Raw genomic sequence first — 13,126 nt, 5'->3', positions numbered from 1 at the left:
GGCGACGCTCTGACAGTCACGGCCGGTGGCCCGTCAGCCCTCCAGGAGTGATTCCAGCGGAACGGTCGGGTCCGCGAGACGCTCCGGGTCGGGGCGGACTCCGGCCTTGATCAGGGTCTGGATCGGCTCCGTGACGTCCCAGACGTTCACGTTCATGCCCGCGAGGACCCGCCCGTCCGACAGCCAGAACGCGATGAACTCCCGCTTCGTGGCGTCCCCGCGGATCACCACCTGGTCGTAGCTGCCGGGCGGCGCCCAGCCGGAGAACTCCAGGCCGACGTCGTACTGGTCGGAGAAGAAGTACGGCACCCGGTCGTACGTCACGGGCCTGCCGAGCATCGCGCGGGCGGCGGCCGGGCCGCCGTTGAGGGCGTTGGCCCAGTGCTCGACGCGCAGCCGGGTCTCGAAGAGCGGGTGGTCGGCGGCGGCCGCGTCGCCCACCGCGAAGATGTCCGGGTCGGAGGTGCGCAGGCTCGCGTCGACAGCGATGCCGCCGCCGTGCGCCCGGTCGGCCATGGTCAGCCCGGCCGCCTCGGCGAGGGCGGTGCGCGGGGCGGCGCCGATGGCGGCGAGGACGTCGTGCGCGGGGTGCTCGTCGCCGTCGTCGGTGCGGGCGGCGAGGACCATGCCGTCCTGGCCGGTGATCTCGGTGAGCCGGGCGCCGAAGTGGAAGCGGACGCCGTGCTCCTGGTGCAGATCGGCGAAGAGCCGGCCGATCTCGGGGCCGAGGACGGAGTGCAGCGGCGTCGCCTCGGGTTCGACGACGGTGACCTCCGCGCCGTACTCCCGCGCGGCGGCCGCTACCTCCAGGCCGATCCAGCCGGCGCCCGCGATCACCAGGTGGCCGTTGTCCCGGCCGAGCGCGGCGAGGACGCCCTTGAGGCGCTCGGCGTGCGCGATCCGGCGCAGGTGGTGCACGCCCGCGAGGTCGGTGCCCGGGATGTCGAGGCGGCGCGGCTCGGAGCCGGTGGCGAGGAGCAGCTTGTCGTAGCGCACGCTGGTGCCGTCGCCGAGGCGGACCGCCTTCTCGGCGCGGTCGACGGCGACGGCGGGCAGGCCCAGGTGCAGCTCGATGTCGTGCTGTGCGTACCACGCGGGCTCGTGCACGAAGACGCTGTCCCGCTCCTCCTTGCCGAGCAGGAAGCCCTTGGACAGCGGAGGGCGTTCGTACGGGTGCTCGCGCTCGTCACCGATGAGAATCACCCGGCCGGTGAAGCCCTCCGCACGAAGGGTTTCGGCCGCCTTGGCCCCGGCCAGTCCGCCTCCGACGATGACGAACGTCTGATCCGCGTCGACCACTTGATGCCTCCTCACAACCTTGCCGCCACTTGCGGGCGTCCCGCACGCAGCGTGGCCGCCATCTCGAGCGTCCCGCACGGAGCGTAGTGGGGGAAGGGGCCGTCCCCTCAGTGTCACCCCTGTGTGGCTCGATCACATCAGGTGCGGGCGACGGGCCGGGGTCAGCTCCGGCCGCCCACCAGGCGCGCGTGCAGGGTCCGCGCGGAGGCGTCGGTGAGCGCCGCGATCTGGTCGATCACGACCCGCTTCCGCGCGGTGTCGTCCGGCGCCGCGTCGAACAGGGCCCGGAACTGCGGGTCGAGGCCTTCGGGCGCACGCGCGGTGAGGGCCGCGGCGAGCTCCGCGATGACGACGCGCTGGTCCGCCCGGAGCCGCTCCTGTTCGTCGCGCTGCATCACGTACCGGTCGGCGACGGCCTTGAGGACGGCGCATTCATGGCGGGTTTCATTCGGTACGACGAGCTCCGCGGCGTAGCGGGTGAGGGGGCCGTTGCCGTACCTCGCGCGCGTGGCGCCTTCCGCGGCGAGGCAGAAGCGGCCGATCAGCTGGCTGGTGGCGTCCTTCAGGCGGGCCTGGGCGACCGCCGTGCCGTCGTAGCCGTGCGGCCACCACTCCTGGTCGAGGAGGCGGTCGAGCGCGGCGGACAGCTCGGCCGGATCGGTGTCCTCGGGAACGTACCGCCCAAGCGCCACGGCGAAGATCTCCTCGCGCTCGGGCTCGGCGTGCAGGCAGTTGGGGTCGATGTGGCCCGCGTGCAGACCGTCCTCGACGTCGTGCACCGAGTACGCGACGTCGTCCGACCAGTCCATGACCTGGGCCTCGAAGCAGGTGCTGTGGCCGGGGGCGCCCTTGCGGATCCACTCGAAGACGGGGCGGTCGTCGTCGTACACCCCGAACTTCACGGAGTCCGGGTCGGCGGGGTGCGCGCCGCGCGGCCACGGGTACTTGGTGGCGGCGTCCAGCGCCGCGCGTGTGAGGTTGAGGCCGACGCTGACGGGTTCACCGGTGTCCTCGGCGCGCCCGAAGCGCTTGGGTTCGAGGCGGGTGAGCAGGCGCAGCGAGTGGGCGTTGCCCTCGAATCCGCCCACGTCCGCGGCGTATTCGTTGAGCGCCTGCTCGCCGTTGTGTCCGAAGGGCGGGTGCCCCAGGTCGTGCGACAGGCAGGCCGTCTCGACCAGGTCCGGGTCACAGCCGAGCGCGGCGCCCAGCTCGCGTCCGACCTGGGCGCACTCCAGGGAGTGCGTGAGGCGGGTGCGGGGGCTGGCGTCCCAGGCCTGACTGCGCGTGCCGGGCGTGACGACCTGCGTCTTGCCGGCGAGTCTGCGCAGCGCGGAGGAGTGCAGCACGCGCGCGCGGTCACGCTGGAAGGCCGTCCGGCCGGGCCGCTTGTCGGGCTCGGGCGCCCAGCGCTCCGTGGCGAGTTCGTCATACGTCCAGGACATGCGTCGACAGTAGCCCGCACGGGGCGCCCGTCGGCTTGTCCCTCAGCGGACAGCTCATGGGGCTCCGCACCTCGGTACGGCCCGACGCCTCAGGCCGACGCGGCGAGCGGGGCGTGGTCGGACGGGGACGATGTGAACGTGCGGGCCGCCTCGTCGTAGCGGTGCAGGAGCAGTTCGGCCAGCGCCGGGTGCGTACCCAGGGGGGCCGACGCGATGCCCGGGGACGCCGCCGCGGACTGCGCGGCGAAACGGCCGGGAGCGGTGAAGTACGAGGCGACGGCGACGCGGTGACGGCCGCGGGCGGCGAGGGCATGGACCGCGGCGGGGACCGTCGGGGACGCGGCGGAGGCGTACGCGGGGACGACGGGGACGCCGAGGCGCTCGGCGAGGGCGGAGGCCGTGGCGCGGGTGTCGGCGAGGCCTTCGGGGTCGCGGGAACCGGCGGCGGCAAGGACGACGCCGCTGCTGCGGCGCGGCGCGCCCGCCGGGAAGCCCGCCTCGACCAGCCGGTCGTGGAGCGCGTCGACGAGCAGCGGGTGGGGGCCGAGCGGCGCGGCGACCCGGGCGTCGAGGTGCGGGGCCGCGGCTGCGGCAGCGGGCAGGTCGTGCTTGACGTGGTAGCCGCGACCGAGCAGCAGCGGTACGAGGACGGCCCTGCCGGGGGCGAGCCGGGCCAGGGTGTCGGGGAGCAGCGGCTCGTTCAGCTCGATATGGCCGAGGTGGACGGCCGGCCCCGGCCGCAGCGCGCGCACCGTGTCGAGCAGGGAGCGCACGGTGGCGAGCGTACGCGGGTCACGGCTTCCGTGCGCCACGACAACCAGTGGCGGCGGCGCGACGGGACCGCGGTGACCGCTGCGGCGGACACGGCTGAGGCGGCTGAGTCGGCTGAGGCGGCTGCCGGCGTGGCTGGTGATCTGGTCGAGGAGCTGCGATGCCGTGGTGGCTAGGGGGTCTAGGGGGGGCTGGGGGCCCTGGGGGCTCTGGGGGCCCTGGGGGGGCTGGGGGGCCTGGGAGGCCAGGAAGTCGGGGTGGCCGGGGTGAGCGGGGTCGGGGTTACCGGGGTGGCTGAATGCGCCGGAGTGGTGGCCGGGGGCGCCGAGGTCGCCGGGGGCACCGAGGTCGCCGAGGTGACCAAAGTCGCCGGGGTGGGCAGGGCGGCCGGAATCGCCGGGGTGGCCGGGGGCGCCGGGGGCGCAGGGGTGACCGAGGTGGCCGCCCACCGCCTCCCTAGCCTCTGGAGCCTCCCGGGCCTCCCGAACCTCCGGGATCGCTGCAGCCTCCCAGCCCTCTGGAGCCCCCGGAGTCACAACGGCCCTCGGAGTCGCAGCGGCCCCCGGAGTCGCTGCCGCCCCCCGCATCACCGTCTCCGCCCTCCGCAGGGGCTCGCGGGGCGAGGTGGCCAGGGTTTCCGTTGGGGTCCCCGGGTGTTCGCCGGGTGTGTGGGTCGGCGTCATGGAACAAGGCTGGCGTGCCGACGTTGCCTGGTGATTGCGCGGTGATGACGGTCGATGTCCCCTGGCTCACGAGGGCGGGGCGGCGATTGTCAGACCCTCGTCGCACACTTGTCCTCGTAGGTCGGTCGACGGCGGATCGGGCCGGGGGGCCGCGGGGGAAGCCGGGAACGGGGAACGGGGGAATCGTGGGAAGCATGCGGGGCGGGGAGAGTCCGGGGTGGCTGCGGCGGCTGCGGTGGCCGCGGGGGCGGCGCGAGGGGCGGCTCACGGTGCAGGCGGTGATGCTCGCCTGCGTCCTGGCGCTGCTGCCGGCGACGTGGATGCACGCCGCGGCGGCGGACCGGGTGCGCGACCCCGGTGACGTGCCGCGCACGCAGGTCGCGGTGGTGTTCGGGGCCGGTCTGTGGGGCGGCGAACCCTCGCCGTACCTGGCGCACCGCCTTGACGCGGCGGCGGAGCTGTACCGCGCGGGCCGCGTCCGGGTGGTCCTGGTCACGGGCGACAACAGCCGGGAGGAGTACGACGAGCCGGACGCGATGCGCAGATACCTGACCGCGCGCGGCGTCCCGGACCGCCGCATCGTCAGTGACTACGCGGGCTTCGACACCTGGGACTCGTGCGTGCGCGCGAGAAAGATCTTCGGCGTGGACCGCGCGGTGCTGATCAGCCAGGGCTTCCACATACGCAGAGCGGTCGCCCTCTGCCGGGACGCGGGCGTGGAGTCGTACGGCGTGGGGGTGGACGAGCCGCACGACGCGACCTGGTACTACGGCGGCGTCAGAGAGCTGCTCGCCTCCGGCAAGGCCGCGGCCGACGCGCTGTTCGAGCCGGACCCGCGCTTCCTGGGCCCGCGCGAGGACGGGATCACGCGGGCGCTGGCTTCCGGGCGCTGAGTGATTCCGGGTCCTCACCGCCGGCCGGCGCGGGCGCTGAGGTACGCGTACCTGGCATGTAACCCGGCACACCGTGCTCCGTAACAAGCCGGACGCACGCTGGAGCGCATGCACATCACCACGGCATCGCCCACCCCCACGCACTGCCCGTACTGCGCGCTGCAATGCGGGATGGGGCTGGCTCAGGACCCCGGTAGGGACGGGGGCCTGGCCGTGGTGGAGCGGGCGTTCCCGGTCAACCGGGGCGCGCTGTGCGGCAAGGGCCGTACGGCGACCGAGGTGCTGTCCTCCCGGGTGCGCCTGACCGAGCCGCTGATCCGGACCCACGCCACCGGCAGGCTCGAACCGGCCACCTGGGAGGAGGCGCTCGACCGGATCGCCGAAGGGCTGTCCCGCACGCGCGCGGAGCACGGTCCGGACGCGGTCGGGGTGTTCGGCGGCGGCGGGCTGACCAACGAGAAGGCGTACGGACTGGGGAAGTTCGCGCGGGTCGTGCTCGGCACGTCGCAGATCGACTACAACGGCCGGTTCTGCATGTCGTCGGCGGCGGCGGCGCACCAGCGGGCGTTCGGCCTCGACCGGGGCCTGCCGTTCCCGCTCGAGGACATTCCGCGGACCGGCTGCGTGATCCTGGTCGGTTCGAACCTCGCCGAGACGATGCCGCCCGCGCTGCGCTACCTGACCGAACTGCGGGAGAACGGGGGCACGTTGATCGTCATCGACCCGCGCCGCACCCGCACGGCGGAGCAGGCCGACCTGCACCTCGCGCCGCGCCCCGGCACCGACCTGGCGCTCGCCCTCGGCCTGCTGCACCTGGTGGTGGCTGAGGGGCGTACGGACGAGGCGTACATCCGGGAGCGTACGAGCGGCTGGGCGGAGGCGCGGGCCGGGGCGATGGCGCACTGGCCGGAGCTGGTGGAGCGGATCACCGGGGTGTCGGTGCCCGAACTGCGGGAGGCGGTACGGCTGTTCTGCGCGCCGGAGAACGCCATGGTGCTGACCGCGCGCGGGCCCGAGCAGCAGTCCAAGGGCACGGACACGGTGGGCGCGTGGATCAACCTGGTCCTGGCGACGGGCCGGGCGGGGCGGCCGCTCTCCGGGTACGGCTGCCTCACGGGACAGGGAAACGGACAGGGGGGACGCGAACACGGCCAGAAGGCGGACCAGTTGCCGGGTTACCGCAAGCTGACCGACCCGGCGGCACGGGCGCATGTGGCGGAGGTCTGGGGCGTGGACCCGGAGTCCCTGCCGGGGCCGGGGCGCAGCGCGTACGAGCTGCTCGACGCGCTCGGCGGGGACGTGCGGTCGCTGCTGCTCATGGGCTCGAACCCGGTGGTGTCGGCGCCGCGTGCGGCCCACATCGAGGGGCGGCTGCGCTCGCTCGACTTCCTGGCGGTGGCGGACGTGGTCCTCTCGGAGACGGCGGAGCTGGCGGACGTGGTGCTTCCGGTGACGCAGTGGGCGGAGGAGACCGGTACGACGACGAACCTGGAGGGGCGGGTGCTGCTGCGCCGGAAGGCGATCACGCCGCCGGACGGGGTCCGTACGGACCTGTTCATGCTGCATGAGCTCGCGGCGCGGCTCGGGGTGGAGAAGGGGTTCCCGACGGACCCGGAGGAGGTGTTCGAGGAGCTGCGGCGGGCCTCGGCGGGCGGGCCGGCCGACTACTCGGGGATCACGTACCGCCGGCTCGCGGAGGAGGACGGGGTGTTCTGGCCCTGCCCGGCTCAGGCCGGGGCCGACGGCGCCTCCGGGGACGGGGAGGACTCGGTGCTCGACGCGGCGCCGAACGACCCGGCGGACGATCCGGCGGGCGATCCGGCGGACGTTCCGGCGGACGATCCGGCGGGCGATCCGGCGGACGTTCCGGCGGGCGAACTGCCGGGTGAAGAGGGCGAGTTCGTGTCGTCCGGGGTGCATCCGGGGACGCCGCGGCTGTTCCTTGAGCGGTTCGCTACGGAGGACGGGCGGGCCAGGTTCGTGCCGGTGACGCACCGGGCGGCCGCTGAGGAGCCGGACGCGGAGTTCCCGGTGCTGCTGACCACGGGACGGGTGGTGGCGCAGTACCAGTCGGGGGCGCAGACCCGGCGCGTGGCCGAGCTGAACGCCGCCGCGCCCGGCCCGTTCGTGGAGCTGCACCCGCAGCTCGCCGCGCGGATCGGTGTGGCGGACGGGGAGGACGTGACGGTGGTGTCGCGGCGCGGTACGGCGGTCGCGCCGGCCAAGGTGACGCGGACGATCAGGCCGGACACGGTGTTCATGCCGTTCCACTGGGCGGGCGAGGGCCGGGCCAACACGCTCACGCACCCGGCGCTCGACCCGGTGTCGCGGATGCCGGAGTTCAAGGTGTGCGCGGTGCGCCTGGAGCGGACGGCTTCAGCGGAGGCGGCGTAACCGCCACGGCCACCGCCACAGTCACAGTCACCGGCCACCGGCCACCGGCCACCGGCACCGACACCGGCACCGGCACCGACACCGGCACCGGCACCGGCACCGGCACCGGCCGACGGTCAGCAACCAGCGGTCAGCGGTCATCGGCCAGCGGTCAGCAGCCAGCAGCAAGCGGCCAACGGCCAGCGGCAAACCAGCCAGCGCTCAACTCCGCCCCTCCCGCACCGTCCGCCAGTCCCCGCTCGCGATGATCCGGGCGCGGGCGCGCAGGCGGGTGCGTACGGCGGGGGCGGCGACGTACACCCAGGCGCGGCGGGCCGAGCCGTCCGGGAGGCGGACGGCGCGGGCGACGCGTTCGTAGTCGTTGTCCGGGTCGCCGGGGCGGTAGTCCTCCAGGCGGTCGAGCTCACCGAGGAGGTCGGCGTACGACTCGGGCCTGGCGGTGAGGAGTTCACCGTGTACGGGCCCGGCGCCCGGCTCCTCCACCACGTACGGGTAGCCGGGGCCCTCGTGCAGGGCGGCGTCCGGGAGCAGCGCGGGGGTCTGCGCCTCGACGCGGCCGCCCAGGTGGGCGTCGTGGTGGTACTCGCCGGGGCGCAGCGTCCCGTAGACGAAGAACGGCAGCGGGGCGGAGGGCTGCGGGGAGGTCTGCCCGGCCGGGTCGGTCACTTCGCGGTCTCCGCCCGGACCCAGCGCAGGTAGTCGTGGCTGCCGCGGACCACGGGGGTGGCGATGATCTCCGGGGTGTCGTAGTCGTGGGTGTCGGTGATCCAGCGTTCCAGGGCGGGGTAGCTGTCGGCGGTCGTCTTGAGCAGGACCTGCCACTCCTGGTCGGTGGTGACGGCGCCCTCCCAGCGGTAGACGGACGTGACCGGCCCGGACACCTGGGCGCAGGCGGCGTGCCGCGCGGCGACGGCGCCCTCGGCGAGGGAGCGGGCCTTGTCGGCGGAGTCGGTCGTCGTCAGCACCGTGAGCACGATGTCGACGGGGATGTCGGGGAGTTGCTCCATGTCTGCCTCCATGCGTCAGTGGGTCCAGGTCGGCCGGGGGACGTTACCGCAGGTCCCGGGACCAAAGTCCCGACGTGCAGACTCCGCCCGCTCTACTGCCGTCTGTTACACAACGTCCGGTTCTCCGTGATGGGCGCTGCCTACCGTCGACGCCATGATCTCCCGTTCCCGACTGCTGCCCGGCGCCGCCGTCGCCGTCGCCGCAGCCGTGCTCGGGCTCACCGGGTGCGGTGCGCCGGGCGGGCTCGCGCGGGGTGAGGCCGCGCCGTCCGTCGCCGTGCAGCCGAGTCCGGAGGCGGTCTGGCCGTCCTGGGCGGGCCGGTCGCCGAAGTCACCGGCGGCCGACACGACCGAGCATGAGCCGCCGCCCCGGCCACTGGACGGCGTGCGGGTGCCGGCGGGCGGCCTCGGCCAGATGTCCGTACGGGACATCCTCGCGGCCGACCCGCGCGTGAAGCAGTACGCGGACCGGGAGCTCATCCACGGCCCCGGCCGCGCGGGTGTCCGCCCGCCGAGCCTCTCCGACCTGACCGGCGACGGCCGCCCCGAACTCCTCGTCGCCATCGACACGGAGAGCGGCTCGACGGTCGTCACGGCCTACCGCGACCTGCGCGGCGAGGTCGCCCCGATCCTGCTCGCGCGCGGCAAGCGCGTCGCCGTCGAACGGCTCGGCACGGACCTGGTGCTGCGCCAGCCGTGCGCGGACGGCGGGGAGCAGGCGATCCGGTACCGGTGGGACGGCGAGCGGATGTCGACCGCCAGCGACACGAAAACGTACGCGAAGACACCGCCGAGGTCGCACGCGAAGATCCTCCCGCCCCCGAGCCCCTCGCCGACCACCCCCGCCTCGCCGAGCCCGACGCCCCGCCCCTCGGACACCGCCCGATGAAGCCCGCCCCGCACGCCACCACCCGTGCCACGCGCACTACCCGTACCACCCATGCCACCCATGCCACCCGTACCGCCCCTACCACCCCATCAAGCAGCACCTCCCGAACCACCCGGACCCGCCGAACCCCCCGAGCCCTCCGAGCCCTCCCCGCCCCCCGAGCCCTCCGAGCCCTCCCCGCCCCCCGAGCCGTCCGAACCCTCCGAGCCCTCCGAACCCTCCGCTCCACCCTCACCGCGCCCGGTCTGTGCCGGCAGATCTCCGCGCTGCTTGCCACCGGCTGCGCGCTGGTCGCGCTGGCGATCGGGCTGCTCATCCACCACGCGCGCTACGAGCAGGTGGCGAGCGCGGCCCGTGCGTCGGCCGTCGCGGATCTGGTGCGGGTACGGCAGCTGTACGAGGTGACGGGCCAGGTCGACCAGGACGGCACCGACGCGGCTCTCGACAGCCCCGACGTGCCGGACGGGCTGCGCGGCGCGGCGCTCGCGGGGCGGCGGACGACCTACCTCGACCTGTCGGGCGCGCGGCCGTCGGTGTGGGCTGCGCGGCCGATCGGCGACCAGGTGCTGTCCGTACGCCGCTCGCTGGCCGCGGACCGGGACGAACTGGAGGAGCTGGACCGGCAGTTGCTGGCCTGGGGCACCGTCGTCGTAGCGCTCGCCGCGCTCGCGGGCGCGGCCCTGGCCGGCCGGGTGAGCCGGGATCTGCGGACGGCGGCGGCGACGGCGCGCCGGATCAGCGCGGGTGACCTGGACGCCAGGATCGGGCACCCGAGACCGCCGAGCTCGCGCGACGAGGTGGCCGAACTGGCCTGCGCCGTCGACACGATGGCCGCCAGCCTGCAGCGCCGCCTGCAGGCCGAGCAGCGGTTCACGGCGGACGTGGCGCACGAGCTGCGCACCCCGCTCACCGGTCTGCACACGGCGGCGGAACTGCTGCCTCCGGGACGGCCGACGGACCTGGTACGGGACCGGGTCGCCGCGATGCGCACGCTCACCGAGGACCTCCTGGAGGTGGCCCGCCTGGACGCGCGGGTCGAGCGGCCGGACCTGGACGCGCATCCGCTCGGCACCCTCGTCGAGGGGATCCTGCAGCGCACGGGCCACTCGCACCCCGTACGGGGCGCCGCCGGCACCGTCGTCCGCACCGACCCGCGGCGCCTGGAGCGGATCCTCGACAACCTGCTCGCCAACGCCCGTCGGCACGGCGCGGGGCCGGTCGAGGTCCTGGTCGACGGGACGGCCGTGACCGTACGCGACCACGGCCCGGGCTTTCCCGACCGGCTGCTGGTGGACGGCCCGCGGCGCTTCCTGACCGGGGCGCGGGAGCGCGGCCAGGGCACCGGACTCGGCCTGACCATCGCGCTCGGCCAGGCCGAGGTGATCGGCGCCCGGGTCGAGCTGATCAACGCGGCGGACGGCGGCGCCCGGGCGACCGTGCACCTGCCCGCCGAGCCGGGGCCCGGGTGACCCTCAACCCACCCTCAACCCACCCTCAACTCCCGTACGGGCGTACCGCCTTCGCGTCCCGCAGGGCGAGGGCCCACCAGGTCAGCTGGTCGAGCAGGACCTTGGCGGCGGCGTCGGGGCCCGCGGGGTCCAGGTGGTTGCCCGCGTCGTCGAAGTGGGCCTGGGCGCCGTGGAAGGAGACGGTGTCCCGGACCGTGACGGCATGCAACTCGGCGAAGACCTGGCGCAGTTGCTCGACCGCCCGCAGCCCGCCGGAGATCCCGCCGTACGAGACGAAGGCCACCGGCTTGGCCTGCCACTCGGCGCGGTGCCGGTCGATCAGGTTCTTCAGGGCCGCCGGGAAGGAGTGGTTGTACTCGGGCGTCACGACGATGAAGGCGTCGGCGGCGTCGAGCTGCGCCGCGACCCGTACGAGCCGGTCCCGTACGGCGGGCTCGGGGTGCGGCGAGAAGACGGTGGGCAGCTCGGCCTCGGCGACGTCGACCACGTCGACCGTCAGGTCCTCTCGGGTGCGTACGCGGGAGAGCAGCCAGTCGGCGATCACGGGCCCGAAGCGGCCGTGCCGGTCGGAGCCGATGATCACGGCCACGCGCAGGGGAACGGTCGGAGCGGAAGCGGGCGGAGCGGAAACGTTCGAAGCGGAAGCGGTCGGAGCGGAAACGGTCGGAGCATTCGTTGCTGAAGTCATGCCGACAAGCCTGATAGTTAAACCTTGGTTGAGGTCAAGCGCCTCAAGAGCGCATCCTTGACGCATGCCTCAACTCGCCTGGAACGCCAAGGAAGCCACCGTCGGAGAGCTGGCCGAGCGCAGCGGGGTCGCACCCTCCGCGCTCCGGTTCTACGAGCGCGAGGGCCTGATCCACAGCCGCCGCACCTCGGGCAACCAGCGCCGGTACAGCCGCGACACCCTGCGCCGGGTCGCGTTCATCCGGACCTCGCAGCGGCTCGGCATCCCGCTCGCCACGATCCGCGAGGTCCTCGGGCTGCTGCCGGAGGACCGTACGCCGACGCCGGAGGACTGGGCGCGGATCTCCGAGTGCTGGCGCTCCGACCTCGACGAACGCATCCGTACGCTGCGGCGGCTGCGCGACCACCTCACGGACTGCATCGGCTGCGGGTGCCTGTCCCTGGACCGGTGCCGCCTGTCCAACCCGGGCGACGCGCTCGCGAACCACGGGCCGGGCCCGCGCCGCCTCCTGGAGGACTGAGGCTTCCGGAGGACCGAGACTTCCTCCGGAGGACCGAGGCTTCCGGAGGACTGAGGCTTCCGGAGGACTGAGGCCGAGTCGGCGCCGGGACCCCGGTCACCCGTTCACAGCCCTGCGCCCCGGACTTCGGGTACTCCCGGGTACTCCCCCGCCGCACCCCCATGACCTGCTGGAACACCACCGCCGAAGGGTCGTGGCGGCCCTCGGGGCGCGGCCGGAGGGCGGTCACCGGCAGGCGTGCCGGGCCGAGTGCGTCGAGCCTCGTACCAAGGGCGCGACCGACTCAGCGGCACATGGGGGTGCAGCGGGCCGCGCTCTCTCGGAGGACTGAGAATGCGCACCGCCACCCGCCGACCGCTGACCGCAGCGCTCGCCGTCGCCGCCTCCGCATGCCTCGCCGCGGGTCCGGCACACGCGATCACCGCGGGCACGGGCCCGGCGCCGCACGCGATCACCGCGGGCACGGGCCAGGCGCACGCGATCACCCCGGAGGCGGGTCCGGTGGCAGCGGCGGTGGCCGAGGGCGATCCCCCCGACACCAGCCTCGACCTCTACCCCGCCACCGTCACGCCCGGCGACAAGGTCACGGTGCACACCCTCGCCTGCGGCGTCCGCTCCCGCGCCAGCGGCGACGCCAGCGCGGTCGGGGCGGGCGTGTTCAAGCTCGCGGTCGGTACGCACGACGAGGTCGTCGTCGGCCGCTTCAAGGTGCCGTCGTCCGCCTCGCCCGGCACGTACTCGATCCGCGCGCGCTGCGCCGACGGCAGGGAGGTCGCGGGCGATCTCATGGTGAGCCTGACGGCGCCGTCGGAGCCGGTGAACCCGAAGGGACATGTGAAGACGGGGGTCGGCGGCGCGCTCGGGCCCGACCCCGTGCAGACCGCGGCGGGTGTGGCGGCCCTGGCCGTCGCCGCCGCGGGCGGTACCTGGCTCCTGCATCGCCGGGCGAGAGGCGACGGGATCTGACCGGACAACCTCCGCTGTCCACCGGTACCGCCGCCCCCGCCCCCTTCGAGTCCGCCTCCGCACGCGGCTCGGAGGGGGACGCGGGGCACGTACGACCACCCGAGG

Annotated in this window: 12 protein-coding genes; 6 read left to right on the top strand and 6 right to left on the bottom strand. The window is 74.5% G+C overall.

Going from position 1 to position 13,126, the window contains the following annotated elements:
• Positions 1–33: 33 nt before the first annotated feature.
• The 3 genes from RCO28_RS01160 to RCO28_RS01150 all read right to left on the bottom strand — a co-directional run bounded on the left by RCO28_RS01160 (position 34) and on the right by RCO28_RS01150 (position 3,760).
• The gene (locus RCO28_RS01160) at positions 34–1,299 is read right to left on the bottom strand and encodes an FAD-dependent oxidoreductase (protein ID WP_308938992.1); all 1,266 of its coding nucleotides are present in this window, start codon (positions 1,297–1,299) and stop codon (positions 34–36) included.
• A 161-nt stretch (positions 1,300–1,460) separates the two neighbouring features.
• Positions 1,461–2,741 (bottom strand): deoxyguanosinetriphosphate triphosphohydrolase, encoded by a 1,281-nt coding sequence (locus tag RCO28_RS01155; protein WP_308938991.1) that lies wholly within the window; start codon positions 2,739–2,741, stop codon positions 1,461–1,463.
• Between the two features lie 89 nt (positions 2,742–2,830).
• Complete coding sequence (locus RCO28_RS01150; protein ID WP_374991091.1) at positions 2,831–3,760, bottom strand: sirohydrochlorin chelatase; 930 nt, start codon at positions 3,758–3,760, stop codon at positions 2,831–2,833.
• A gap of 629 nt (positions 3,761–4,389) precedes the next feature.
• Between RCO28_RS01150 and RCO28_RS01145 the strand changes: the two genes are divergently transcribed.
• Together RCO28_RS01145 and RCO28_RS01140 are read left to right on the top strand one after the other, a co-directional pair.
• Complete coding sequence (locus tag RCO28_RS01145; protein ID WP_308939654.1) at positions 4,390–5,088, top strand: ElyC/SanA/YdcF family protein; 699 nt, start codon at positions 4,390–4,392, stop codon at positions 5,086–5,088.
• Positions 5,089–5,196: 108 nt separating this feature from the next.
• Entirely contained in the window at positions 5,197–7,482 is a 2,286-nt protein-coding gene (locus tag RCO28_RS01140; RefSeq protein ID WP_308938990.1) for a molybdopterin oxidoreductase family protein, read from the top strand.
• 201 nt (positions 7,483–7,683) lie between these two features.
• Here RCO28_RS01140 and RCO28_RS01135 read toward each other — a convergent pair whose 3' ends face one another.
• Together RCO28_RS01135 and cutA are read right to left on the bottom strand one after the other, a co-directional pair.
• Positions 7,684–8,148, bottom strand: a complete 465-nt coding sequence (locus RCO28_RS01135; RefSeq protein ID WP_308938989.1) for a gamma-glutamylcyclotransferase family protein — start codon at positions 8,146–8,148, stop codon at positions 7,684–7,686.
• The gene (cutA, locus tag RCO28_RS01130; protein WP_308938988.1) at positions 8,145–8,489 is read right to left on the bottom strand and encodes a divalent-cation tolerance protein CutA; all 345 of its coding nucleotides are present in this window, start codon (positions 8,487–8,489) and stop codon (positions 8,145–8,147) included. Before cutA ends, RCO28_RS01135 begins: the two co-directional genes overlap by 4 nt.
• Before the next feature lie 154 nt (positions 8,490–8,643).
• On the opposite strand from cutA, the gene RCO28_RS01125 reads away from it, so the two are divergent.
• A complete protein-coding gene (locus RCO28_RS01125; RefSeq protein ID WP_308938987.1) occupies positions 8,644–9,378 on the top strand; it encodes a hypothetical protein in 735 nt (244 codons plus the stop codon).
• Positions 9,379–9,716: 338 nt separating this feature from the next.
• On the top strand, positions 9,717–10,847 hold the full coding sequence (locus tag RCO28_RS01120; RefSeq protein ID WP_308938986.1) for a HAMP domain-containing sensor histidine kinase: 1,131 nt from the start codon (positions 9,717–9,719) through the stop codon (positions 10,845–10,847).
• Positions 10,848–10,872: 25 nt separating this feature from the next.
• Here RCO28_RS01120 and RCO28_RS01115 read toward each other — a convergent pair whose 3' ends face one another.
• A complete protein-coding gene (locus tag RCO28_RS01115; RefSeq protein ID WP_308938985.1) occupies positions 10,873–11,535 on the bottom strand; it encodes an NAD(P)H-dependent oxidoreductase in 663 nt (220 codons plus the stop codon).
• A 64-nt stretch (positions 11,536–11,599) separates the two neighbouring features.
• On the opposite strand from RCO28_RS01115, the gene soxR reads away from it, so the two are divergent.
• Both soxR and RCO28_RS01105 read left to right on the top strand, forming a co-directional pair.
• Entirely contained in the window at positions 11,600–12,055 is a 456-nt protein-coding gene (soxR, locus tag RCO28_RS01110) for a redox-sensitive transcriptional activator SoxR (RefSeq protein ID WP_308938984.1), read from the top strand.
• A gap of 333 nt (positions 12,056–12,388) precedes the next feature.
• The gene (locus tag RCO28_RS01105; protein ID WP_308938983.1) at positions 12,389–13,021 is read left to right on the top strand and encodes a hypothetical protein; all 633 of its coding nucleotides are present in this window, start codon (positions 12,389–12,391) and stop codon (positions 13,019–13,021) included.
• Positions 13,022–13,126 lie beyond the last annotated feature (105 nt).

The organism is Streptomyces sp. LHD-70, from assembly GCF_031157275.1.
GTDB lineage: Bacteria > Actinomycetota > Actinomycetes > Streptomycetales > Streptomycetaceae > Streptomyces.
Note: the sequence above shows the minus strand (reverse complement) of the source record. Positions and strands in the feature narration are given on the sequence as shown.